Annotated in this window: 17 protein-coding genes; 7 read left to right on the forward strand and 10 right to left on the reverse strand. The window is 42.0% G+C overall.

Annotated features, from left to right (window positions below; translation table 11 throughout):
• Positions 1-72 precede the first annotated feature (72 nt).
• Complete coding sequence (locus G4P69_RS00470) at positions 73-321, reverse strand: NACHT C-terminal helical domain 2-containing protein (protein WP_208347942.1); 249 nt, start codon at positions 319-321, stop codon at positions 73-75.
• Here G4P69_RS00470 and G4P69_RS00475 point away from each other — a divergent pair.
• On the forward strand, positions 310-4,113 hold the full coding sequence (locus tag G4P69_RS00475) for a GAF domain-containing protein (RefSeq protein WP_208347960.1): 3,804 nt from the start codon (positions 310-312) through the stop codon (positions 4,111-4,113). The two genes, G4P69_RS00470 and G4P69_RS00475, sit on opposite strands and share 12 nt — an antisense overlap.
• The gene (locus G4P69_RS00480) at positions 4,110-5,249 is read left to right on the forward strand and encodes a hybrid sensor histidine kinase/response regulator (protein WP_208344795.1); all 1,140 of its coding nucleotides are present in this window, start codon (positions 4,110-4,112) and stop codon (positions 5,247-5,249) included. Before G4P69_RS00475 ends, G4P69_RS00480 begins: the two co-directional genes overlap by 4 nt.
• A gap of 14 nt (positions 5,250-5,263) precedes the next feature.
• Here G4P69_RS00480 and G4P69_RS00485 read toward each other — a convergent pair whose 3' ends face one another.
• From G4P69_RS00485 to ftsH, 8 genes are all read right to left on the reverse strand, one after another.
• Positions 5,264-8,185: a two-partner secretion domain-containing protein gene (locus G4P69_RS00485; RefSeq protein WP_208344793.1), complete on the reverse strand. Its 2,922-nt coding sequence runs from the start codon at positions 8,183-8,185 to the stop codon at positions 5,264-5,266.
• Positions 8,186-8,288: 103 nt separating this feature from the next.
• Positions 8,289-11,195, reverse strand: a complete 2,907-nt coding sequence (locus G4P69_RS00490; RefSeq protein WP_208347963.1) for a two-partner secretion domain-containing protein — start codon at positions 11,193-11,195, stop codon at positions 8,289-8,291.
• Between the two features lie 9 nt (positions 11,196-11,204).
• A complete protein-coding gene (locus G4P69_RS00495; RefSeq protein ID WP_243902635.1) occupies positions 11,205-12,851 on the reverse strand; it encodes a ShlB/FhaC/HecB family hemolysin secretion/activation protein in 1,647 nt (548 codons plus the stop codon).
• Positions 12,852-13,765: 914 nt separating this feature from the next.
• Complete coding sequence (locus tag G4P69_RS00500) at positions 13,766-14,746, reverse strand: DUF4351 domain-containing protein (protein WP_208347966.1); 981 nt, start codon at positions 14,744-14,746, stop codon at positions 13,766-13,768.
• A complete protein-coding gene (locus G4P69_RS00505) occupies positions 14,743-15,723 on the reverse strand; it encodes a DUF4351 domain-containing protein (protein ID WP_208341517.1) in 981 nt (326 codons plus the stop codon). The genes G4P69_RS00500 and G4P69_RS00505 overlap by 4 nt, the downstream gene beginning before the upstream one ends.
• Entirely contained in the window at positions 15,720-16,724 is a 1,005-nt protein-coding gene (locus G4P69_RS00510; RefSeq protein ID WP_208341516.1) for a DUF4351 domain-containing protein, read from the reverse strand. Before G4P69_RS00510 ends, G4P69_RS00505 begins: the two co-directional genes overlap by 4 nt.
• Positions 16,725-16,888: 164 nt before the next feature.
• Positions 16,889-18,592 carry a bifunctional serine/threonine-protein kinase/formylglycine-generating enzyme family protein gene (locus G4P69_RS00515; protein ID WP_208341515.1) on the reverse strand — a complete coding sequence of 568 codons (1,704 nt, stop codon included), beginning with the start codon at positions 18,590-18,592 and terminating at the stop codon, positions 16,889-16,891.
• 127 nt (positions 18,593-18,719) lie between these two features.
• Positions 18,720-20,633: an ATP-dependent zinc metalloprotease FtsH gene (gene ftsH, locus G4P69_RS00520; RefSeq protein WP_208341514.1), complete on the reverse strand. Its 1,914-nt coding sequence runs from the start codon at positions 20,631-20,633 to the stop codon at positions 18,720-18,722.
• A gap of 394 nt (positions 20,634-21,027) precedes the next feature.
• Here ftsH and G4P69_RS00525 point away from each other — a divergent pair, with 394 nt between their 5' ends.
• From G4P69_RS00525 to G4P69_RS00535, 3 genes are all read left to right on the forward strand, one after another.
• The gene (locus tag G4P69_RS00525; protein ID WP_208341513.1) at positions 21,028-21,573 is read left to right on the forward strand and encodes an NADPH-dependent FMN reductase; all 546 of its coding nucleotides are present in this window, start codon (positions 21,028-21,030) and stop codon (positions 21,571-21,573) included.
• Positions 21,574-21,863: 290 nt separating this feature from the next.
• Positions 21,864-22,094 carry an addiction module protein gene (locus tag G4P69_RS00530; RefSeq protein ID WP_208341512.1) on the forward strand — a complete coding sequence of 77 codons (231 nt, stop codon included), beginning with the start codon at positions 21,864-21,866 and terminating at the stop codon, positions 22,092-22,094.
• Positions 22,094-22,393 carry a type II toxin-antitoxin system RelE/ParE family toxin gene (locus tag G4P69_RS00535; RefSeq protein ID WP_208341511.1) on the forward strand — a complete coding sequence of 100 codons (300 nt, stop codon included), beginning with the start codon at positions 22,094-22,096 and terminating at the stop codon, positions 22,391-22,393. Before G4P69_RS00530 ends, G4P69_RS00535 begins: the two co-directional genes overlap by 1 nt.
• 76 nt (positions 22,394-22,469) lie before the next feature.
• Here G4P69_RS00535 and G4P69_RS00540 read toward each other — a convergent pair whose 3' ends face one another.
• Complete coding sequence (locus G4P69_RS00540) at positions 22,470-22,844, reverse strand: hypothetical protein (RefSeq protein ID WP_208341510.1); 375 nt, start codon at positions 22,842-22,844, stop codon at positions 22,470-22,472.
• A gap of 115 nt (positions 22,845-22,959) precedes the next feature.
• Between G4P69_RS00540 and G4P69_RS00545 the strand changes: the two genes are divergently transcribed.
• Together G4P69_RS00545 and G4P69_RS00550 are read left to right on the forward strand one after the other, a co-directional pair.
• Complete coding sequence (locus G4P69_RS00545) at positions 22,960-25,368, forward strand: trypsin-like serine peptidase (protein ID WP_208341509.1); 2,409 nt, start codon at positions 22,960-22,962, stop codon at positions 25,366-25,368.
• A complete protein-coding gene (locus G4P69_RS00550) occupies positions 25,365-26,456 on the forward strand; it encodes a hypothetical protein (protein ID WP_208341508.1) in 1,092 nt (363 codons plus the stop codon). The genes G4P69_RS00545 and G4P69_RS00550 overlap by 4 nt, the downstream gene beginning before the upstream one ends.
• Positions 26,457-26,576 lie beyond the last annotated feature (120 nt).

The raw sequence follows: 26,576 nt of genomic DNA on the forward strand, positions 1-26,576 counted from the left end.
CTAGGAAATTTACTACACTTAGTTTGCCCAGCTACAGTTTTGAACTATCAAACATTTACCTCGAACTCTGGTTCATTCGTTCCATGTTACTGGCAACAGCAATGTATCTTCGATCTCTGGACGAACTTGACGATCGACATAGCAGTCGCTGTTAAGGCAAGTAATCAGTAACTTATTAGCATCATGGTACTGTAGCAACAGTTTCCATTGAAAGTTAAGAATGGTAAAGCAATTGATTTTCTCAGCAGCAGCTAATTTGTCTATTGTAAATGGGAACAATAAAGAAGAAATTACTTTGCCTTCGCATGAATGTTTAATCACGCAACAACTGTCACGCCATTAGAATTGAAGCCTGCGATTATCCGTCATCCCTTGATAGTGGAACCAGATACGACGGTGATAGACGCGATCGCCCAAATGAGTGGCGTGCGGGCTTGTTGTCTGACAACGAAAAGTGTAGATGGGCGGCTCGATGAAATGTATTTGGAGGCACGTTCAAGCTGCGTATTAGTTGTCGAAGAAGGGAAATTGCTGGGTATCTTCACAGAACGGGACGTAGTGCGCTTGTCTGCTCAGCAGTGTTCCTTGGAGAATGTGGCGATTCGGGAAGTGATGATCCGTTCAGTTATCACCCTGTACGAGTCTCATTTTACTGATCTATTTTCGGCTGTTAATTTGCTCCAGCAGTACTCCATTCGCCACTTACCTGTGTTGGACGATCAGGAACAGGTAGTAGGGCTAGTAACCCATGAAAGTTTACGAGAGTGTTCTCGTCCTGTAGATCTGTTGCGCTTACGACTGGTGTTTGAGGTGATGACAAATGAGGTGATTTGTGCTGCGCCAGATAGTTCCATGCTAGAGATCGCCCAACTTATGGCGAAACACCACGTTAGTTCAATCATCATTATAGAATCTCGTGGTAGCCAAACTCAAGCTTTGCAAATTCCTGTGGGAATTATCACCGAGCGGGATATTGTCGAGTTTCAAGCCCTAGGTTTAAACTTACAAACTTGTCTAGCACAGGCGGTTATGAGTACACCAATTTTTACGGTGAAACCTGACGATTCGCTGTGGATAGTACAGGATCTGATGGAACAACACTTAATTCGTAGATTGGCGGTAACAGGGAAAGAGGGTGAATTATTGGGAATTGTCACTCAAAGCAGTTTGCTAAAAGCACTTAATCCGTTAGAACTGTACAAGTTGGCGCAACTGTTGGAAAAAAAAGTAGTGTCTTTAGAAGCAGAAAAAGTGGCTTTGCTGGAAAGTCGTACTATTGAACTAGAACAACTGGTTGAAACTCGGACATTAGCTCTCACAGTTAAAGCAGAGCGGGAGAAATTGGTGGGAGAACTCGCTGCACAAATCTGCTCGTCTCTGAGTTTGCAGACTATTCTCGACACCACAGTAAAACAAGTGCGGCGTGTATTGGGCTGTGAGCGTGTTAATATTTGGCACTTTCAACCAGATTGGGAAACGGTTGGCGTTGCGGAGTCAACTGACTCCTCACTATCACTGGTGGGTGAGCGCATTAACGATATTTGTTTTAAAGAAAACTGTAGGGAAATTTATCGCCAAGGGCAAGTTCGCATTGTTAGAGATATCTATGCAATCGAAATGTCCGATTGTCACCGCCAGATGCTGCTTCATCTCCATACTCGGTCAAAAATTTTGGTACCGCTTTTGTGTGGTAATCAACTCTGGGGTCTGCTTAATGCTACTGAAAGCCAGTATGCTCGTGATTGGCAAGAATCAGAAGTTGAACTGCTGCAAGCCTTATCAGTGCATCTAGCGATCGCCCTTCAGCAAGTGACTACGCACCAAAAATTGCAAAAGCAACTGAGCGATCGCAAACGCATAGAATTCACGCTGCATCGCTTGAACCAGGACTTGGAAGTGAGGGTACAACAGCGAACTCAAGAACTACAAGCTAGAGAAGCTCAACTGCGAGATCTGTTTGACAACGCTACGGATCTGATTCAAAGTGTAGCTCCGGATGGTCGTATTTTATTTGTCAATAAGGCATGGAAAGAGACATTGGGATATAGTGATGTCGACCTAGAACATTTGTCCATTTATCAGGTTATCCATCCGGATGAACTTGTGCATTGGCACAAAGTGATGCTAAGTCTATTTACTGGCTCTATGTGTTTAAGCATAGAAACCAGATTCTTGACCAAAGATGGTAGAGAAATCATCGTAGATGGAAATGTTAATTGTCATTTAAAAGATGGTATCCCAATAGCGGCGCGGGGAATCTTTCGCGACATTACTGAGCGCAAACAAATAGAGACAACTATCAGCCAACAGGTAGAAAGAGAAACTCTGTTGCGGGAAATCACTCAGCGTATTCGTCAATCCTTAGACCTCCAGACCATTTTCGACACTGCTTGTCAGGAAATCCGCCAAGTCATTGGGGCTGATCGGGTGGGCATTTTTAAATTCTACCCTCAATCCAACTTTGACGACGGCGAATTTATGGCTGAATCAGTCGTAGAAGGATTTCCTTCAGTAGTGGCGATTCGGGTACATGACCACTGCTTTGGCGAAAACTATTCATCCCTCTATGGCAAGGGCAGATTTTATGTTGTCGATGACATTTATGATGGCACGGTAACAACTTGCCATACAGACATTTTAGCTCAGTTTCAGGTGCGTGCCAATGTGGTAATGCCTTTGCTATGTGGTGAGGAGTTGTGGGGTTTGCTGTGCATCCATCAATGTGCAACAACTCGTCACTGGCAACAGTCTGAAATTGATTTTACACAACAATTGTCTAACCAGTTAGCGATCGCAATTCAGCAAGCAAATCTCTACGAGCAATTACACCAAGAACTTATCGAACGACAGCAAGCAGAGGAAAAGCTAACTAACAGCAATCAACAATTGGGCATTTCTAACCAAGAACTCGCCCGTGCTACCCGCCTTAAGGACGAATTCCTAGCCAACATGAGCCATGAACTCCGCACTCCCCTAAACGCTATTTTGGGCATGGCTGAAGGGCTGCAAGATGAAATCTTTGGTAGTCTTAATGAGCAACAACTCAAAGCATTGCAAATGGTGGAGCGTAGTGCTTCACATTTACTAGAGTTGATCAACGATATCCTTGATGTGGCAAAAATTGAAGCCGGACAAATTAAACCAGATTATACCCTAGCTTCAGTCGCTTATCTGTGTCAATCTAGCCTAACCTTTATCAAGCAGCAGGCACTACAAAAAGGGATTGAGGTTGAAGTCAAACTTCAGAACAATTTGCCTGACGTGCTTGTGGATGAAAGACGCATTCGCCAAGTGTTAATTAACCTGCTCAATAATGCGGTAAAATTTACCCCTGAGAAAGGACGAATTACCCTAGAAGTTACCTGGCTTTGCGATAACCTCTCAGCTAATGATTTACCAAGGCAACACTTCTTGCGCTTTACCGTAAGCGATACGGGCATTGGTATCTCTCCAGAGAATATTAAAAAACTATTTCAGCCTTTCATCCAAATTGATAGCGCTTTAAATCGTCAATATGCAGGTACAGGATTGGGACTGACATTAGTAAAGCGAATTGTCGAACTCCATGGCGGTAGGGTTGGACTAACCAGTGAACTGGGTGTAGGAAGTTGTTTCATGATCGATCTTCCCTATACTCCCAGTTGTGCCTTGTCACCGGAAATAACAGCAGATGATAAAACATCCCTTACTTCACAAGTATACTCCCCAACCATTAACGAAAGAATCAGCCTTGCTCCTGTAATCTTGCTAGCAGAAGATAACGAAGCCAACATCAGTACAATTTCTAGTTACCTCAAAGCCAAGGGCTATCGCATTCTATTGGCAAACAACGGTCAACAAGCTATCGAAGTTGCTAAAAGTGAGCACCCTGATTTAATTTTGATGGATATCCAAATGCCAGGAATCGACGGTATAAACGCAATCAGACAGATGCGACTCGATCCTAACTTGGTTTTTACTCCGATTGTAGCGCTCACTGCCTTGGCGATGACTGGCGATCGCGATCGCTGTTTAGAAGCAGGAGCCAGTGACTACTTGAGTAAACCTGTGAAGCTCAAGCACCTCGTTACCACTATCCAACAGCTTTTAAATACAACAAAGGACGACAAATGAATACACCCTCTATTTTAGTAATCGATGACCAACCTGATAACTTTGATGTTATTGAAACACTTCTAACTGAGCAAGCTTATGTATTGCATTATGCCGCCAGTGGTGAGGAGGCGATCACATCACTGAGCCTATTTCAGCCAGATGTCATTTTGCTAGACGTGATGATGCCAGGAATTGATGGGATAGAAGTCTGCCAGCGAATAAAAGCCATGCCGCAATGGCAACCAGTTCCGATTATCATGGTTACGGCTCTCACAGCTAAAGAAGACCTTGCTATGTGCCTAAAATCAGGTGCAGATGATTTTATCAGTAAACCTGTTAATGGTCTTGAACTGCGCGCCCGCATTCATTCAATGCTCAGGATTAAGCAACAGTACGATAGAATCCAAGCTTTATCAAATACTCAAGCAGCTACTATCAAAGTCTTGGAAAACAGCGTTGAACACATGTGTGGCAATATAACTTATAGTTTACCTCATGAAATCAATACACCACTATATGGTATTGTTGGAATCATCGGCTTACTTATCGAAGATATTAACGACATGAGTACTGCCGAAGTCCTTGAATTTTTAGGCTTGGCAGATAAATCGGCTCGTAGGCTAGAAAAATTAACCAAACGATTCTTGATCTATTTAGAACTAGAGCTATCAACATCCCAACAGCAAAACATTCAACCTAAGTCAACTTACTTTTCATTGGCAGCAATTCGAGACGCTTTGGAATCTCTTGCTCAAAGTGTTGATCGCAGTAACGATCTGATATTTGCCATTGAACAAGCTGATGTATCAATATCAGATCGATATTTAGAAATTATCCTTTACGAATTAGTCGATAATGCGCTCAAATTCTCTGATGCTGGGACACTTGTCAAGATTACTAGTCAGGTGCTTGAAGGAATGTTACATCTCTATGTCCATGATTTGGGACGAGGTATGACAGAAGAACAGATGTCACAAATAGGTACGTTCATGCAGTTTGAACGCAAAATGTATGAACAGCAAGGTGTAGGCATGGGATTAAAACTCGTTAAAAAAATCGTCCAACTTTGTGGTGGTAACTTCTCAATTAAGAGTGTCTATCAACAGGAAACAACGGTACATATTGCTTTTTCTTTGTCTCAAGAAATTGAATAACACACCTCTACCAGTTAATTCTGAGAAAGAACACCACAGTTTAAGGAATGTTGAGCCTGAGCATTTTTATCATCTGCAATCAATTCAATTTTGCCTTGTTGATTACGTCGCCAACTAGTAGCTTGAATAAGATCTGCTGGTGACGTTGGTATTTGGGTGTTAACTTCGTTAGGTTTACCGGATACAGAGAGATTGCGCACATCAGACCAAGTGCGATCGCTCATTAGTTGTTGATTGGGGTTATCAGGAATTCCACCCCGTCCAGTTACTACAAAACTACTGCTAGAGTGATTAGAACAACCTGTAGCAATTTTTTGTGATGAATCTGTGACGTTAGCTGGCAATTCCACTAGCCCAGAATTTGGGTCAACTCCAAAATTATGAATATCGACAGTACCATTAACACCAAATTGGGAACTAGCAGTGATGTCACTGTCATTAGTGAGGTGGTCACTGTACTTCAACCCGAACAGACCTTGAGTAGTGATGTTGATGTTACCACCACGACCTTGAAAAGCATTGGCGATGATATCGCTATTTTCTAATCCAAGGACGATGGGTGAATCTATTGTAATATTACCGCCATTACCACTGCCGCCTGCTGAGGCTGTAATTTTACTACCATGACGGCTTACCAAAATATTTCCTAGCGCTAGATTAATGTTACCGCCATTTCCAGACGCAGTGGTAGTATTAATTTGCCCTCTATCCAAAGAGATGTTATCAGCTTGGATGTTTAACTGTCCCGCATTACCTATACCATCATTGACGGCGACAATATAACCACCATTGCGAATCGTCAGTTTCTGGGTATTGATATTCAACACACCTGTATTACCTGTAGGAACATCCGGTAGATGATAAAATCGACGAGTTGTTTCAGTAAAGATTCGTGCGCTCACACCGATAACTGCGGGGCGGAGGAGATTCTGACCTTCTATCAGAATTTCATTTGCGTGGATTGTCAAAGCCCCAGCATTGCCACTAGCAGAAGTAGCGCTGAAAACTCCCCCACCATCTTTGACCAACAATTGATTCGTGTGAACGGTCACATTCCCAGCATTGCCATTGCTGTAGGTACCGCTTCCTACGAATGTATTAGACAGTGTAACCCTATTTATACCACTGACTGTTAAACGATCAGCTACATTTACGGTGACATTGCCACTATTTCCCACATTATTGGACTGATTTGGGTCTCCAAAGATGCCAATCACAGGCACAGTCGTTGTTGCCAAGTTGGCTCCGTCTTGCAATGACAGGATCGGTGTTGTCACCGATACATTGCCGCTATTGCCAGAGCCAGTGGTGGAACTACCAACATAGCTCATCTGGGTTGGTAAGATTGGCGATATACCCACCATATTGATACCTTCCCTTGCTACCACCGTCACATCCCCTGCATTCCCAATACCCGTCCCTGGTATTCCTGCCAAGCGGCTAGCAAAGCTAATAATTGATGCCCCTTCTGTGACGTTCAATGTTCCTGTCGAAACCCTAACATTACCACCATTCCCAATGCCAAGTGTGAAAGCATTGATGCCACTAGGGGTTAAACCGATGGGACTGACCCCGCTTGCATCAATCTTATCAGTAACATCAACAGAAATATTTCCACCCCTTCCAGTTGCCCCCGGAAAGACTGTTGCCCCTACTTGACCACCATCTTCAAGAGTCAGTTTTCGGGCTACTATAGTAACATCTCCCCCTGCTCCTGATGCATAAGTTTCACTGGCAATACGACTCATGCTGGTACCAGAGGGAGCTAAGGCAGATTTAAGGGCAACAGCACCACGTGCGGCAATGGTATCGGCTGTCACTTGCACATTGCCTGCTGCTCCTGCACCTAGGGTCAGGGTTTCAATAGCTGCGCCATCTTGCAATGTCAACTGTCGTGCTTTAATATTCACTCCTCCTCCATTCCCCATTGCTCTCTGCGCCACCTGATTCACAATCCATGCGCTCGGAGCCTGCGCCTTTGGATTTACCCCTCCCAAAAACAGCGAGCCTGCTGCATTCACCGTAATACTACCCCCCTGTCCATTCCCTACAGTTGCTGCAGCTATTTGAGATTGTTCTAAACGGATATCTCCTCCCACTACTTGAATACCTCCAAGTGGATTCCCCACCAGATAAGGATTCCACAAGGAAGAACGCTGTGTGAAGTTTACTGAGCGAAAATCTTGCACTTGTGAATAGTCAAATTGCCATCCTGCTGGTGTCTGGACAAGATTCACTGTCCCGTTACCCACTGCACCAATTTCAATTCGACCCGCAGGCGCAGTTATGACACCGCCTGTAAATTGTATATCTCCCCCAACTAAGCCGATAGTCTGTCCTGGACTTGCTACTATCCCTAAATTTTTTGTCGGTACAATTGCGTCATTCCCTGACCCCTGTACTTGGATCTGACCTGCTGAACTACCTAGCTGCAATCCAATCGGTGCGCTTATGGTTAATAATGGTGGTGTCCCAGAATTAACTGCACTAAACTCCACCCCATCGCTAAACTTAATACTATTTGCCGTCGTTGCTACGAACGAACCACTAATATTTAACGCTGCGTTTTTCCCAAACACTATCCCAGCAGGATTCATCAAAAACAAACTCACTGGATTACTACTATTTGCTGTACGAATCAACCCGTCAATCTGAGAGACATTTCCACCAGTAACCCGACTGAATATTGTTGTGATATTTGGTGTGTTACTTAAATCAAAAGTGGCTGCACTACCTGTAGGTACTGAGAAATTACTGAAGCTATGAAATAAATTCTTACCTTTTTCAATGCCATTGAGAATACTATAATTATTACCTTTGAGATTAACGGTGGTGTTAGTCGTACCATCTGATATCACTTGAGCCTTTGCAGGTAGTAGCATTCCACCTATCAAGATTCCATGAACTAAGCCTAGGGTAAGATAAATCGCTTTCATTTTGACCTCTCACAACGAGTAACTCACTGAAAAATACAGCCCCTGTTTCTATAGCGATCGCTTTTGATTGCACCGAACCAATCTACTCGCATCGGTTACCAGTTCATTTGTTAGAAACAACAGCACAGTTTAAGGAATGTTGATCCTGAGCATTTTTATCATCTGCAATCAATTCAATTTTGCCTTGTTGATTACGTCGCCAACTAGTAGCTGGAATAAGAACTTCTGGTGATGTTGGTATTTGGATATGAGTTTCGTTAGGTTTACCGGATACAGAGAGACTGCGCACATCAGACCAAGTGCGATCGCTCGTTATTTGTTGAGTAGGGTTGTCAGGAATTCCACCCCGTCCAGTTACTACAAAACTACTGGCAGAACGATTAGAACAACCTGTAGCAATTTGTTGTGATGAATCCGTGACGTTGGCTGGCAATTCTACTAAACCAGAATTTGGGTCTACACCAAAATTATGAATATCGACAGTACCGTTAACACCAAATTGGGAACTAGCGGTGATGTCGCTGTTATCGGTCAGGTGGTCACTGTACTTCAACCCGAACAGACCTTGAGTAATGATGTTAATGTTACCACCACGACCTTGAAAAGCATTGGCGATAATGTCGCTGTTTTCTAATCCAAGGATGATGGGGGAATTTATCGTGATGTTACCGCCATTACCACTGCCGCCTGCTTGTGCAGTAATTTTACTACCATAACGGCTAAGCAGAATATTTTGTAGTGTGAGATTGATATTACCTCCTTTTCCAGATGCGGTGGAAGCAGAGAGTATTCCAGTATCTAAGGAGACTGTATCGGCTTGGATGTTTAATTGTCCAGCATTACCTGTACCGTCATGAGTTACACTAATATTGCCACCATTACGAACTGTGAGATTGTGGGTATTAATGTTCAATACACCTATGTTTCCTGTGGGAACATCAGGTAAATTATAAATTTCACGAGTGGTTTTATTTAAGATTGGTGCGCTAGCGGCGATCTGTGATGGGCTGATATTCTGACCTTCAACCACAATATCGTTTGCTTGAATTGTCAAAGTGCCAGCATTGCCAGTAGCAGTAGTAATATTGGTAATTGCTCCCCCATCTGTAACGAACAATTGATTAGTGTGGATCGTTACATCGCCTGATTTGCCATCGCCATAGGTGCCACTGCCCAAGTTAGTCGGAGCCAACGTAAATTTATTAATGCCACTGACTGTTAGACGCTCTGCTACATTTACAGTGACATTACCACTATTCCCGAGATTATTAGGATAGTCTCCATCCGGTACAGGTATAGTACTTGTCCCTAAGGATGCTCCGTCTTTCATGGACAAGATAGGTGTTACTACCGTTAGATTGCCACTATTACCATGGCTATGAATAAAACTACCGATAAAGGTCAGGTCAGTTGGTAAAATTGAAGACACACCCACCATATTGATAGCTTGCCGTGCAATTACCGTGACATTCCCTGCACCCCCAATACCCGAACCTGGTATCCCTTCTATGGGGGTAGCATAGGTAAAAATAGTTGCCCCATCTGTGAGATTTAATGTCCCTGTTGAGACTCTGATATTACCACCATCCCCGATACCTAACGCGTAAGCATCAATCCCACTACCGGTGAAAGTTATTAAACCGATCCCACTAGCATCAATTTCATCAGCAACATCAACAGAAATATTTCCACCCCTTCCAGTTGCGCCTGGAAAGACAATTGTTCCCACAAAAGCGCTATTTTCAAGAGTTAGTTTTCGGGCTACTATGCTGATATCTCCCCCTCCTCCGGACGCGTAATTTTCACTAGCAATGCGGCTGCGGCTGCTTCCAAAGGGTGCAAGTGGAGAATTGATAGCAACTTCATTACGGGCTGCAATACTATCTGCTATAACCTGTATATTTCCTGCTGCTCCTGCACCCAGGCTTAGGGTTTCGATCGCTGCACCATCTTGCAAAGTCAATTGTCCTGAGCGAATATTTACTGCTCCCCCATTTCCTGTTGCTCCTTGTGCTACCTGATTGACAATCCATGCACTCGGTGCCATTGCATTTGGATTGACTCCTCCCAAAAACAGCGAGCCTGCTGCATTCACCGTAATACTACCCCCTTGTCCACCACCCGCAGTTGCTGCGGCTATTTGGGATTGATCGAGACGAATATCTCCTCCCACTACTTGAATACCCCCAAACGGATTCCCCACAGGATAAGGATTCCACAAGGAAGAACGCTGTGTGAAGTTTACTGAGCGAAAATCTTGCACTTGTGAATAGTCAAATTGCCATCCTGCTGGTGTCTGGACAAGATTCACCGTCCCATTACCTACTGCACCAACTTCAATTCGACCTGCAGGCGCAGTTATGACACCGCCTGTAAATTGTATATCTCCCCCAACTAAGCCGATAGTCTTTCCTGGACTTGCTACTATACCTAAATTTTTTGTCGGTACAATTGCGTCATTCCCTGACCCCTGTACCTGAATTGGACTTGCTGAACTACCTAGCTGCAATCCAATCGGTGCGCTTATCGTTAATAATGGTGGTCTCCCAGCATTAACTGCACTAAACTCCACGCCATCGCTAAACTTAATACTATTTGCTGTCGTTGCTACGAACGAACCGCTAATATTTAACGCTGCTCCTTTGCCAAAGACTATCCCAGCAGGATTCATCAAAAACAAACTTACCGGATTACTACTATTTGCTGTACGAATCAACCCATCAATCTGAGATACCTTTCCACCAGTAACCCTACTGAATATTGTTGTGATATTTGGTGTGTTACTTAAATCAAAAGTGGCTGCACTACCTGTAGGTACTGAGAAATTACTGAAGCTATGAAATAAATTCTTACCTTTTTCAATACCATTGAGAATACTATAATTATTACCTTTGAGATTAACAGTGGTGTTAGTCGTACCATCTGATATTACTTGAGCTCTTGCAGGTAGTGGCATTCCACCTATCAAGATCCCATTAAGTAAACCCAAGGTAAGATAAATCCCTTTCATTTTGACCTCTCACAACGAGTAACCCACTGAAAAATACAGCCCCTGTTCCTGGAGCGATCGCTTTTGACCTTCCACGGATATCAGCGGAATACCCCAATCTAAGCGGGCGGAAAAACGGTCATCTTGTTTCCACAACAGCCCTAACCCAGTACCAACCAGTGTACTCGGTGATGGATTTTTACCGTTGACATTCCAGCCTTTGCCAACGTCAATAAAGGGTGTCACTTGTAAGAGCCCACTTCTTTTAGAAGTATGGAGAATAGGTAACCGAAATTCAGCTGAAAACAACATACCGTTATCCGTGAGCAATGCATCTTGACGATAGCCCCTTACACTTAGCTGTCCACCAAGACCAATTTGCTCTAACGGCACGAGAGAATCAGATGCTAATTGTAAATCACCTTTGACCAAAAATAGTGTGTCTGGTGCCAACTGCCGCACCCACTGCGCCTGTCCTCTCCACACAAAGAAGTGGCTATCTGGAGCATTCTGATTGACGTTTGCACCGAACCAATCTACTCCAAAACCAAATAGCGATCGCAGTGCAAACACGTACTCATTGCTGCGGTGAGTATACTCTTGAACAAAGTGTACAGCAGAAATTCTGGTTCTTCCCTTGGCATCTGCTCCCGGCGACAGTGGAAACGCTCCAATATGATCAATACCTAACTCAGTTTGGCTTTCCTGACGGGAGAACGACAGCCCTATTGCTAACTCCTCAGTTGGCTTTTGTATTAAGGGTTGCCGATAGCCTACTTCATATGATTGGGATGTGGATTGAATATCGAGTAAGCTGAATGGTTTTTCAATAACGTGGTTCCACCCCTGATTGAAATCAAAGCATAGATTCCCATTGTGGGCATTAATCGGCAATTTGTAGTTGGCATTAATCGTGTTACTGCCATCAGTATTGGTATATCCTACGCTGAGAGTATCACCAAAACCCAATAAATTCGTTTCTTGTAACTGTACTCCACGGCGAAAGCTACCTACACTTGGCGATCGCCCATTATCTAGAGTTGCTGTGAGGTTGAAGGTGTTGGCTTCTTTTACCTCAACTTGTAACACATTGGTTCCCGGATGCACACCCGTCTGCAACTCCGCCGATAAACTTTGAATATGGGGATCGAGCCGGAGGAGTTGTAGCTTTTCTAGCAGGTGTGGTACATTTAGAGGTTTTCCAGCACCAAGTCGGATGCGATCGCGAATGTATTCACTGTGTAATCGTCGATTGCCAATGATCTTGATATCTTGCAAACTACCCTCAATGACTTTAATTTTGACGACCCCAGCTTCTATTGTCTGCGGTAGAATCAATGCTCCTGTTGTGACATAACCGTGATCAACATAAAGTTTTGTGATAGCATTTTTCACTTCTAACAACTCTGCAAATGATAGCTCCCGTTTAACGAAGGGTATTGTGACACTAGCAAACTGTTCTGGAGTGAAAACTGTACTACCAACAACTTCAATACGATCAACTCGAAATCTGGCATTTGGATCATCTGGCGCAGAAACAGGTTGGTTAGGTAGTTTCAAAGGTGGAAGCAGTTCATTTGAGGGTAATGGAGTGGCAGGAAGCTTTTCTAACTGAACTGAGGGCAACCTTTGAGGATTGAGAGTTTGAGCAATCGCATTCTCATAGCTGCACAACATTGAGAATATCACAATCCCGAATACCACAGGTCGATTGAGAGACTCGTTCAAGGTTTGGGTAAATCTGATAATCTTTTGTGCTGTATGAAGAGGTAGCATCATCTATAAGCTAGTTAGTTTGGGCAGTGGTCAATATATACTGAGAAATGTTATGGTCTGTACTTCTTGCTTGAGTTTGTAGTATGGGCAATCTGCTCTGAAAGAGCCGCAATCATGCGATAGCGTTCGCGAAGCGTCTCGTACCCCTACGGGGAAGCAAGCTACGCGCAGCGTCTCCGATAGGAGAAGAGAAGCGCTGCCGCCAAAGGCAGATCGCCACATTATATCTGCATAAGCATGACTACCCTCTTCAAGTGCTTCGTCAGTCAATTCTTGCTCTGATCACCTATATATTGCAGCATTGCCTCGATCCTGCTTCAAAACCATTGATTAAGGCTTGGTGCGTCGATTTTCGCAACGGTTAATTGTGGAATAGATGACACCTAGTTCTATGGCAAACTGTTTTTCTGTCAACCCAACTCATATCAAGTCCTACTGACGTACACATAAGCTTTCCCCCTCTTGCAAGCTTGGAAAAGAGGGCGGATAGACAGACTTGAGATCAAGGACACAGCTTATGAATCAACTTCCCAACTTCTGGCTGGTTAATTGTTAAGTATGTTTTAATGAGCATTTAGTTCATAACTCACCGTGTAATACCGTAGTGGATATGTTTTCTGCTACATATTAACGCAGTTAAATTTCAAACGTGTCGAGTAAGGTTACTGAATTAGCAGAAATAAGTTTACCAATGGGGTCTAGACCATTCGATTAATGCTGCTGTTTGTGGGAAAAAAATTCTATGGCTAGGGGAAAGTAAGCTTCTGGAATTTCTTTCCACGGAATGTCGTTATCTGCTCAAAGTTTCTCTTCGGTCATAGATTATTGGATGACTCTGGTGGATTTGCTTCCAACCAGTTGCGCAAATCCGCAGTTGATGTAAAATCTAGCAATGCCTCCCCTAATGTATCTAATTGCTCTAGGGTCAGAGACTCGATGTGCGCTGTTACCTGCTGTGGTAATTCTCCTAACCGTTTTTGTAGTAGCCTTAAAACAAGTGCTTTTGCATGCTCATATTGTCCTTTGGCTTGTCCTCGCTCGTAGCCAATGCGCTCACCAGTGGTCATGTAGCTCATACGACTCTCCTGCTCAAATTGTTTTAACTCTTGCCAAAACTCTGTTTCCAATTCTCTTGGTAAAATCATAACCCAATCAATAAATCTATATAGGTTACGAATATCCTTCTCCTGCCAGCCTAATTCATATAATCGTCTGATGAGGCTAAATTTCCATCTTTTTCTATCTTGGGGTTTTTTGGCTGTCTGTTGTGTCTTTAAATGTGCCATTACCACCGTTGCAAATGGATTGTCACTTGTTTCTAGCTCCACCCATTTGTTTTCGTAATCCAGAAGCTTAACAATACCAAATTCAAAACTCAACCGCGTATTTGGATAATCATAGCTGTATTGGTTTGGTCGCCAATCATGGTTTGTGTCACACAAAATCGCCAGGCTAATTGCTGGTTTTTTAAATCTGTCAAAAATTCGCAGGTTGTAGGAAAACATCCTTTCTGCAAAGGCTGCTTCTGATGTGGCTTGCACTTCTACGTGTATGAGTAACCAAAGTTCCTCCCCCCCTAACAGCCACACTTTTACTAGTTTATCTGCATATCTTCTGCCGATTTCTCCTTCTCTGGCTATTTGCTGAAATTCTTTATCTAGAAATTCATGGGGTTTAGACCAGTCAATTAATGCTGCTGTTTGTGGAAAAAAAAATTCTATGGCTAGGGGAAAGTAAGCTTCTAGAATTTCTTTCCACGGACTGTCGTTATCTGCTCTTGGTTTCTCGTTGCTCATAGATTATTGGATGACTCTGGTGGATTTGCTTCCAACCAGTTGCGCAAATCCGCAGTTGATGTAAAATCTAACAATGCCTCCCCTAGTGTATCCAATTGCTCTAGTGTCAGAGATTCAATGTGGGAGTTAACCTGTTGTGGTAACTGTCCTAACCGTTTCTGTAGCTGCTTGAGAATAAGCAACTTTTGTCCTTTGGCTTGTCCTTCCTCTTTTCCTCGTTCGTAGCCAATGCGCTCACCAGTAGTCATGTAGCTCATACGACTCTCCTGCTCAAATTGTTTTAACTCTTGCCAAAACTCTGTTTCCAATTCTCTTGGTAAAATCATAACCCAATCGATAAATCTATATAGGTTACGGATATCCTTCTCCTGCCAGCCTAATTCATATAATCGTCTGATCAGGCTAAATTTCCATCTTTTTCTATCTTGGGGTTTTTTGGCTGTCTGTTGTGTCTTTAAATGTGCCATTACCACCGTTGCAAATGGATTGTCACTTGTTTCTAGTTCCGCCCATTTGTTTTCGTAATCCAGGAGCTTCACAATACCAAATTCAAAACTCAGCCGCGTATTTGGATAATCATAGCTGTATTGATTTGGTCGCCAATCATGGTTTGTGTCACACAAAATCGCCAGGCTAATTGCTGGTTTTTTAAACCTGTCAAAAATCCGCAGATTGTAAGAAAACATCCTTTCTGCAAAGGCTGCTTCTGATGTGGCTTGCACTTCTACGTGTATGAGTAACCAAAGTTCCTCCCCCCCTAACAGCCACACTTTTACTAGTTTATCTGCATATCTTCTGCCGATTTCTCCTTCTCTGGCTATTTGCTGAAATTCTTTATCTAGAAATTCATGGGGTTTAGACCAGTCAATTAATGCTGCTGTTTGTGGAAAAAAAAATTCTATGGCTAGGGGAAAGTAAGCTTCCAGAATTTCTTTCCACGGACTGTCGTTATCTGCTCTTGGTTTCTCGTTGCTCATAAATTATTGGATGACTCTGGCGGATTTGCTTCCAACCAGTTGCGTAAATCCGCAGTTGATGTAAAATCTAACAATACCTCCCCTAGTGTATCCAATTGCTCTAGGGTCAGAGATTCAATTTGGGAGTTCACCTGTTGTGGTAATTCTCCTAACCTTTTTCGTAGCAGCTTGAGAATAAGCAATTTTTGTCCTTGGGCTTGTCCTTGGGCTTGTCCTTCGGCTTGTCCTTCTTCTTTTCCTCGTTCGTAGCCAATGCGCTCACCAGTAGTCATGTAGCTCATACGACTCTCCTGCTCAAATTGTTTTAACTCTTGCCAAAACTCTGTTTCCAATTGTCTTGGTAAAATCATAACCCAATCGATAAATCTATATAGGTTACGAATATCCTTCTCCTGCCAGCCTAATTCATATAATCGTCTGATCAGGCTAAATTTCCATCTTTTTCTATCTTGGGGTTTTTTGGCTGTCTGTTGTGTCTTTAAATGTGCCATTACCACCGTTGCAAATGGATTGTCACTTGTCTCTAGTTCCGCCCATTTTTTTTCGTAATCCAGAAGCTTCACAATACCAAATTCAAAACTCAGCCGCGTATTTGGATAATCATAGCTGTATTGGTTTGGTCGCCAATCATGATTTGTGTCACACAGAATCGCCAGACTGATTGCTGGTTTTTTAAATCTGTCAAAAATCCGTAGATTGTAAGAAAACATCCTTTCTGCAAAAGCTGCTTCTGATGTGGCTTGCACTTCTACATGTATGAGCAACCAAATTTCCTCTCCCCCTAACAGCCACACTTTTACTAATTTATCTGCGTATCTTCTGCCAATTTCTCCTTCCTTGGCTATTTGTTGAAATTCTTTATCTAGAAATTCATGGGGTTTAGACCAGTCAATTAATGCTGCTGTTTGTGGGAAAAAAAATTCTATGGCTAGGGGAAAGTAAGCTTCTAGAATTTCTTTCCACGGACTGTCGTTATCTGCTCTAGGTTTCTCGTCTGCCATCGATTGCTTAATGAATATGATTCGGTTAAAGGCTATTGGTGATGTATATAATAAAGTTTTTATGCTAATCTGTAGAAATAGTTTTTAATTAAGGTCGATTTTTGAAAAAAATTTGATCGCTACGCTCAAAAGGTCAAAGAGAAAGAAGTGCAAAGGGCAAAGTGCTAAAGAGTCCTCGCCGCACCACCACCGCACACCACCCGAAAACCGAAATCGTAGATGACGAAGGCGGGGATCTGGAAGTTGCGAGAAGCAGAACGGCAGTTCCCAGGATAGCTGAACCACGAACCGCCGCGCAGCAGACGTAAATGAGAATAATTATCATTATCTAACCAACCAGTGCCATCTGTAGGTGCTCCCTCATAATTATTATGCCAATGGTCTGCACACCATTCCCATACATTCCCGTGTATATCATATAACCCATACCCATTGGCTACGCCAAAGCTACCAACAGGAGTTGTTTTTTCCCGATAGATTCCTTTAGTACCTAGAGCATAGGAACCTAACCATCCGCGTTTTTCCCAATCTATACCGTGATAATTCGCTAAATCGGTCGTTATCGTTTCACCAAAATGAAACGGCGTTTTTGTCCCTCCTCTACATCCATACTCCCACTCGGCTTCACTAGGTAAGCGATAAGTTCTCTTTGTTTTTGCAGACAGGCGCGAGCAAAATTCTACGGCATCGTACCACGAAACACGCTCAACCGGATTATTTTCTCCTTTAAAATGTGATGGGTCTGGTTTGAGTTCTCGGTTCACTTGAGGAAGACCTGCAACCTCTCGCCACTGTGCTTGTGTTACAGGGTATTTCCCCATGAAAAAGTCTTGAACTGTGACTTCGTGTTGTGGACGTTCAGTTTCCCTACTACCTTCTTCTGTCTCTGGCGCACCCATTGTAAATCTACCAGCTTTTATTTCCACCATTTCTAAGGTGATACCATTGCCTAATTCTTCACTGTAGTATTTCGCTTGTTTGCTTTCTCTGTTGATTATTTCTCCTCGACTGTTGACTATAACAACCTCAAAGCCAAACCTCGGTTCTGGTGTTTTCACAACTCCCAGCAATTCTCTAAATTCCCTCACTGTCTGGGGACGGTCTTGCTGTTCTATCCCCATCCCTGTCATTATTGCATCGTTCACTCTGTCACTAATTTCTGGGTTATGTTGTTTTGGTGGCGGTAATTCTGCATACTTTCTATAATTAGACGGAAACGGTACAACTCCTGTCACTAATGCATACAACGTTGCAGCTAATGCATATACATCTGTTGCTGCTGTAAATCGCCCCTGTCTTTCATACTGCTCTATTGGTGCATACCCTTCTGTTCTCGCGCTTGTCATGCTCAGGGTTTTTCCTATTGTGAATTCCCTGGCGAGTCCAAAGTCTATTAATACTGCTTCTGTTCTCTGACTTCGTAGAATAATATTATTTGGCTTTATATCTCTGTGTAAAAACCCCTGCTTATGGACATACTCTAATGCTTGTCCCACTTGATCTATGTAACGTAGTGCTTCTGTTTCTGACAGGAAACCATGTTTATCAACGTATACCCCTAAATCTTCTCCTTCTATGTATTCCATTACCATTCCCCACATTCCTTCTTCTTGTATCACTTCATATACTTTGACTATGTGGGGATGTTGACAACTCGCTAACTTTATCGCTTCGTTTACGAATTTTTCTTGTTTTTCGGGAAAGTTTTCTTCATTTTGGTGCAATGGGTTAAGGGTTTTGATTGCACACAACTTTCCACTTCGTTGTTCTACTGCGCTATAGGTTACACCAAATCCACCTCCTCCCAGCACTTTTTGTATTACAAATCTGCCGTTTTTCACAGATTGGTTTGGTGTCCACAGTTTCATAGACGTGAGATATGCTTCTCAGGATTTAATTGACAATACTCCTAAATTGTACTGCCAATTAGGAACAGGAATTGGATGGTTTGTGGTTAGGCTTTAGAGGGCTAAAGCCCAACTACGAACTCATTGTTTACCTTTTGCCTGCTACTTCTGCGACTAATTGTTTCTCAGGTAGCTGGGTGTATTCCGCAACTATTTTCCGGAATTCATCGCCTTCAATTGTTTCCTGTTCTACTAACAAATCTACAAGACGGTCTACTAACGCTCGGTTTTCACGAATTATACGACAGGCTTGTTGATAGCAAGCAACTGTTAGCGCTCGTACTTGTTGATCAATTTTAGTTGCCATTTCTTCAGAATACTCTGAGCGATTCACCCAATCTCGACCAAGAAACACATCACTATTCTGAGTTTCAAGAGCCACTAATCCTAACTCAGACATACCGTACATAGTCACCATTTGACGAGCGAGAGTTGTGACCTTTTTCAGATCATCACTTGCCCCGTTTGTAACTTCATCTTCACCAAAAACTTCTGTTTCTGATGCTTTCCCTCCTAGTGCTATTGTTATCTTGTCTTCGAGCCAAGCTTTACTATAAAGACCACTGTCAATTATCTCTTCATTAAGAATCTGCTGCGAAAAGCCACCAACCCCACCAGAGCGGGGAATTATTGTTACTTTATTTAGAGGATCGGAGTGTTCTAAAAGTGTTGCTAATAGAGCGTGTCCTACCTCATGATAAGCAATCAGTCGCTTTTTCTTACTGTCTAAAAGTGGGTTGAGAGTTAGCCCAATTGTCAGTCGATCAATAGCATCATCAATTTCTATTGGTGTAATTGCTTCCTTGCGCCTACGTGCTGTAAGAATTGCTGCCTCGTTAAGCAAATTAGCTAAGTCTGCTCCTGTAAAGCCTGGTGTACGGCGAGCAACAACTTCTAGAGAAACTGATGGATCAACTTTTTTATTACGAGCATGGACTTTTAAAATTTCCAATCGACCTTTTCGGTCTGGTGCATCAACAATCACTTGTCGATCAAACCTTCCTGGTCTCAGCAGCGCTGCATCTAGTACATCTGGGCGGTTAGTGGCAGCAATAATGATAATACCATTATTACCTTCAAAGCCATCCATTTCAGTAAGCAGCTGGTTTAGGGTTTGCTCCCGCTCGTCGTTTCCACCACCAATCCCTGCACCCCTTTGTCGTCCCACAGCGTCTATTTCATCAATAAAGATTAAACAGGGGGCGTTTTCTTTGGCTTTTTTAAACAAATCACGCACGCGAGATGCACCTACACCAACGAACATTTCTACAAACTCAGAACCAGAAATACTGAAGAATGGTACACCTGCTTCTCCTGCAATAGCTTTTGCTAATAGAGTCTTACCAGTTCCTGGAGGACCAACTAACAGTACACCTTTAGGAATGCGCGCGCCAACAGCAGTGAATTTTTCTGGTTGTTTAAGGAAGGTGACAACTTCTTGCAGTTCTTCTTTGGCTTCTTCAATACCTGCTACGTCGTCAAATTTTACTCCGGTTCTTGCTTCCATTTGAAAACGAGCTCTGGTTTTGCCAAAGTTCATTGCTTGACTAGAAGCGTTGGTAGAACGGCGTAAGAACAATAGCATTAGGGCAGCTAGTGGCAAAATCCACATAAGATTAATTAAAAGCCCTATGGCAGCTCTGCTATTAGCAGAGGAAACTTCCTCAAAATCTACTTTATGTTCTTTAAGTCTATTAATTAACTCTGTGTTTTGATCTAAAAGCCTTACTTGTAGCGGTGGTGAATCTGGTTTCTGTCCTTCTAAATAGACTCTTGCAATCTGTTCGGTTTCGTCAAGCTCTACTTTTTTTACTTCTCCCTTATCAGTTTTCTGAAGCAATTGACCATAAGTTAGGGGCTCCCGCTCTGGTTTTTGCGCCTGTGCGGGATTTCCCCCTAAAATTCCTGGCAAAAGCATCAAACTAGCAGCAAGTGTTCCGGTCAAAGCTGCACGTTTTGTCTGTTGCTTTTTCATAGGTGTCTTTTTCCCAGAATTTTTCATAAAAATTACCCTTTGTTTACCGCTCTAAGCTTAGAGAACTAGTTTTATGCTGTTTTTGTTCGCAAGCGTTCAAAATAATTGTTTTCTAATCTTCTAGTGTAGCTTCCAAAAATATCATTCCCAAGTCCCTTGCGATATATGCTGCTACTAGCCGTGTTATTGCGATAACTCTAGACTACTGACTTTTGAGCACATTCGGCAATTTGAGCATTGAGGCGGATAGGAAAGAATAATGATTGCCTCATAACAGAAAAATCTGCTGAAGCAGAAGTTTGACATATTATGTCACAAATAGGTAAGATATAAACATAGTCATAATGATTCCGTTTCTCAAATACCTATCTTTTGAGAGAGTCAAAAATATTTAAGCTGATTAGGATTGTGTGGATTAACTATGGTAAAAATTGTTGGTATATCCGGTAGTTTAAGACCTGACTCGTACTCTTACGAGGCGTTGCTTTTAGCCGCACAACGGGTAGAAGCTCTAGGCGCAGAGGTTGAACTTCTTGACTTGCGGGAATTACATTTGCCTTTTTGCAATGGTGGGGATGAGTATCCCGATTACCCAGACGTTAAGAAGCTACAAGATACGGTGAGTCAGGCTGATGGGTTAATTTTAGTAACGCCAGAGTATCACGGCGGTGTTAGTGGTGTTCTCAAAAATGCCCTTGATTTGATGAGCTTTACGGAACTGTCTGGTAAGGTAACAGGATTGATTAGCGTGTTAGGGGGACAACCTAATAGTAACGCTCTCAATGATCTGCGGTTAATCATAAGATGGGTCCACGGATGGGTAATTCCAGAGCAGGTTTCTATCGGGCAAGTGTGGAAAGCCTTTAGTCCTGAAGGTAAATTATTAGATGAAAAACTGTCTCAACGATTTGACCAATTTGCTCAAAGTTTAGTTGACAATACACGTAAGTTACGTGGAAGTGACTAATACAACTCTTTGCGGAGCATACTGTAAATCTTGTACCTTGCCTTAAATCCTTGGTGAGTAAACTTTTCAAGACTTAAAGGGAAAAGTCAGAAACAGTTATCAGTTATCAGTTATCGGTGATCAGTTATCAGTCAAGAGTAATGAGTTGATCGAAACGCGAAACAATGCACCATAAGCCTTGACAACTGATAACTGTTTACTAGCCCCATGCCCAAAAGCTCCATCCCCTTGAGGGTGGAGTTTTTTATATTAAAATATGAGAAAGCTTATTCAAAAATCCTGGGAAAGTTATGTATAGTACCTATGATGATATATTTGATGCGGCATTATCGTTACCTCCTGGGTTAAGAGCTATGCTAGCTGAACACTTATTCAAAAGCCTTGATGCGGAAACCCAAGCTGAAGTTGATTCTATATGGGCTTCTGAAGCAGAAGCAAGACTTCGAGATATTGAAGAAGGGAAAGTCGTAACTATTCCTGGAGACCAGGTGTTTAAAAAGCTCCGTACTAGGAGGAAGTGATGGCATATGAGTTTCATCCAGATGCCGAACGAGAACTAGAGGATGCTACTGCTTTTTATGACAGCATAAGCCTTGAACTAGGCAATGGATTCATTACAGAAGTTGAGCTTACTATCAACCGTATTGAACAGTACCCTGAAGCATGGTCACAATTATCGAATAATATTAGACGCTGCCGAATAGCAAGCTTTCCCTACGGGATAGTTTACTCGAATATAGAGGAAAAAATCTTCATAATTGCTGTTATGCATCTCCAACGTAAACCAAATTATTGGTCTGATAGAATCTCACAAGAATAAATATTTACGGTTATGTGGGTATCTCAAAGATGAAGTTAAACTGTGGAATGTTACACCTTGATCATTGGGAATCGAATTAGCCAACGGCAAAATGGATATTATCCTTCCAGCCAACACTCAGATTCCATACGACGACAGCAAAATCAAAAATCCTAGAACATTTACCACTCAACGCGATGGACAAGAAAGTATTAAATTTCGCTGCTCCTTGAGTAACTACCAAAGAAGATTCTCCTATGAAGACGCCACGCGATCGCACTACCAAATCCTGCAACCATTCCCGTAGCTTCCCTTTCTCTGATGGCTGCAAGCCTAGCGTTCGACAAGTCGCTACAAATTCTTGTGAGATCGCAGCATCACCATATAATTGTTCCAACCAAATATCAAATTCCTCATCTTGAGGCAATTCTATTCCTTGTCTCAAGCTAAAAGTTTGTAGTTTTTTACCCAAACGAATTTTTTCTAAAATTGAAAGCCCTAGGCATTGGGCTGCTTTTTGCGCTATTGGTCAATGATAAAGAAATATCGATAATATATACCTAAGATTATCTAAAAAAACCCAAATCATGGACAAAATCCCTCAGATTTTGGGACTAGACAGCCCCAGCCTTACTCTTTATGCTTTTCATCTGCGAAATAGTATCAACCAGGAGAACGAGGCGAGTGTATCAGAAGCACCTAGGCTTTGGGAACAGTTAGAGGATTTGGGAGATCAACTGGATATCCCAGAATTAAAAAGTTTACCCCAGCATTTAATTTGTTATGAGGACAACCTGTATTCTCCGGAAGTAGAAGATGATTTTGGGATTGAATATTTAAATTTGTTACATAATCAAGAATCAAGTTTAGATTTTAAGTTATCGAACAACGAGCAACTAGATATCCAAGGTGCACTTTGTCCTTTTCGTTTACATGATACTTATGCCATCGATTTAACCATACTTTCTCAAGATACTTTTAATTTACATCAGTTAAGTTATCTCAATCCTCAGAATTTACTGTCACAATCACAAATTCAAGCCAATCTAGGTCAGACACTACTGCTATTTGTTCAGCCATTAGAAGTGCAAGGTAATTATCAACATTTAGCGGATGCTTGCATTGAACAAATACTCCAAAAAAATAATTCTATAGAGTTAGTATCTGAGGGTAAATTGCTGGGCAACCCAATTTTTGAATACGAAAATAGGCACATAGATGCAGTACGGCAACTACATATCTTAGTTTGGTTTCAATGTCAAACTATAGAACCACAACATTTAGATAAAGTTTCTGAATTATTGATGTATCTACTGTGGTTTCGCCATAAAATTTTCTATGTTTATCATCAATCTCGCTGGTGTGTAAATCAAGCAAAAAAACTTTACAATAAAGTAGAAAATTATCGCCAAAAAGTTCGCAACATTTCTCAATCACCAAATCAGCAAATACAACTTAGGCAGTTGCGAGATGATCTAGGGCAAATAGATATAGAGTACGCTGACTATTTACACTATTTGTCAGAACATCAAAAGGCCATTGGTATCAATGAGAAAAATTACAGCGCTAAACTGGGAAATTTAAATAAATTACCAAATAATGATTTAATCTTTGGGCAGGAGTTTTTAAGTTATATCAGCAGTATACAGCTACAAATTCAAACAGACTTAGAATTTCTGACTCCAGGACCCGATCGCTTGCGAGATATCAAAGCTATCATCGAGGAAAGAATTAGTGATTTAGCAGTTGAAATACAGCCTGAGAATAGTATACTTTACAACAAGGATCAGCAGCTAGTTGCTGATTCGCCAAACCCTGCACAATATAATTGTAACAACGCTATTAAAAATAATATGCCTGGGATTCCTCGTGAAATCTATCCCAAATTAAAACAAACTTTGTCGGGCTGCGACCAGTTTAAGAGTCATGACCGACTAATTGGTTTTTTTGATGCAAACGAAGAGCTAAAACCCTGGTGTGATGATTTGCCAGAGGCTGGTAACAAGAATGAGCGAGCGGAAAGGGTAATCAGCTATCTGGTAGATCAATATCGCAGTGATACAAAAGAAAATGTTTTATTAATGTTATTACGTTTGTTGAAAGACCAAGTAGAGCCTGTCAAACAAATATACCAAAGTTTATCTGAGAGATTACAGGAACTTGAACCTGTACTTTCTATCAATTCTAGCAGCAAGCCAAAACTTGTAGTTTTACCAAATATTAATGATACTGCTGATAGCTTACCTAAAACTGGGACGACGGCAGAAGCTAACCCAAAAAGTCAACCGATGCGTTTTATTGCAGCAGATGAAAAATTGCTAAGTTGCGCTCGTGCAGTCGCTCGTGTCAGTGTGCTTAAATTTGATAATGGGCAGCAAAGACAAATTCCTACAGGTACAGGATGGCTAGTAACTCCCCAACTAGCATTAACCTGTTGGCACGTTATCGAAGCTAGAAGTGATAATGATACACCAATTCGTGCATCTGACCTGACCAAGCAAATTCAGAATACTTTGTTTACTTTCAACGATACAGAACCTGGTAAAGGTATTGAATATGACGTGGTTGCGCTTGAACATGAGGATGTTAATTTAGACTATGCGGTGCTGCGTTTGCGCGATCGCGAACATGACCCACTGAAAAAATGGGGATTTCTGAAATTAGATGCAGAAGTACCACTCACACTTCAAACCCAGCTATATGTAGTTCAACATCCCAAGGGACTTCCCCAGCAACGCTCTGGTGGAGTTTTTATTAAATCTGGCTTGGCTAGCAAAATTCTCCACGATGCTCCTACCGAGCCTGGAACGTCAGGGGCACCCGTGCTAAATGTAACTAATTGCCACGTAGTAGCACTGCACAACGGCGAAAATAATGATGAAAAATTGCGGGAAGCAACCTTAATCGATGGTATATTATCTGATTTAAAGAAAAATAGTTCAAATTTATTCAACGAAATAATTGCAGCGCAAAAAGTAGATGGGAATGAAATATGACAACAGGTGTTAGCCCTCTTTATTATCCAAAAGACCAACCGGCTCCTGAATTTAATTTGGAAATAGATAACAGCTACTTTCGTGTCAGATTGCACGATACCCAAGTATTTTTTCAAGCAAATTGGTGGAGTCAGGCTGATTTAGTCACATTAACTTCCTCTGTTGAAAGTACCTTTCAACCTAATTCTGCTACCCAAAGTTTACATAAAATCTCTACTATTGAAAAAAACACTCCTTGTCATTTGGGTGTTGCGACTAATTTAACTGACTGGTTACCTGGTCGTGCTAGTGATTCATTACGGATAAATATCAAATATACCGTGTTGCAGGGTAAACCGATAGAAAAATTAGTCACTCAAATGGAAAAAGCTGATTTAGTCGCCAAGCTGTCATTACGACCAGATTGGGCTGTAGCAGTTAAAGTTACTAGTATTGTTGGCAAACTGTTGAGTTTTTTGGCGGAGGAAGGCAAACAAAAAGACGTTTTTAACTTAGTGATAGATTTAAATGTCGCCAATTTAAAAACGGGTTATTACGTTACCATTGGCTCCCATAGTAGCGAAGATTGGGTTCAACCGCAATTCATGAAAATTGACACTCACGGACGTTTAAAAAATAACAGCATAGAAAGTTCGTTTTCTCGTCTTTCATATGCTGTTATTCAAGTTTTGGGTATTCCGAGGCTACGACAAGAAGAATTCCGCGATGAACCGTGGTGGCAACTATTAGAAACTGTCAAAGAAAATATCTTTGATTCTGAACCATCTGATGACCGAGAGCGTAGAGAATTAATACGTGAATGGCGTTTTACACTGAGACAAGCGAGAGATTTAGCTCGGAAGCGACGTGAATTTTTATGGTCAGAGATTAAAGAAATTTTAGGTGCGGCGGAAGTTGAAGTTAATCAAAAGTTAAAACCTCAAACAACAAAAGAGGCTTTTAGTAATGATGAATTACCTGGAGATTTACAAGATATTTTAGAATTGGAGACAGAAGAAGAACTTCAAACCGAAGTGCGAGATTATCAGGATGCATTGGAGGTAGCACAGCGATTGCTGGCAAAGTACGGAGAAATGTTGGGAGGTTAATTTGTGAAATTGCCGGTCGAACTGTATAACCAGTGCTTTAAATACTTGTTAAAATGCGATCAATGTGAAAGTTATTCTCGGTTTGTAGATTTCTGCAAACCACGAGAAGACTTATTCTTC

The sequence above is a fragment of the Aetokthonos hydrillicola CCALA 1050 genome (genome assembly GCF_017591665.1).
GTDB lineage: Bacteria > Cyanobacteriota > Cyanobacteriia > Cyanobacteriales > Nostocaceae > Aetokthonos > Aetokthonos hydrillicola.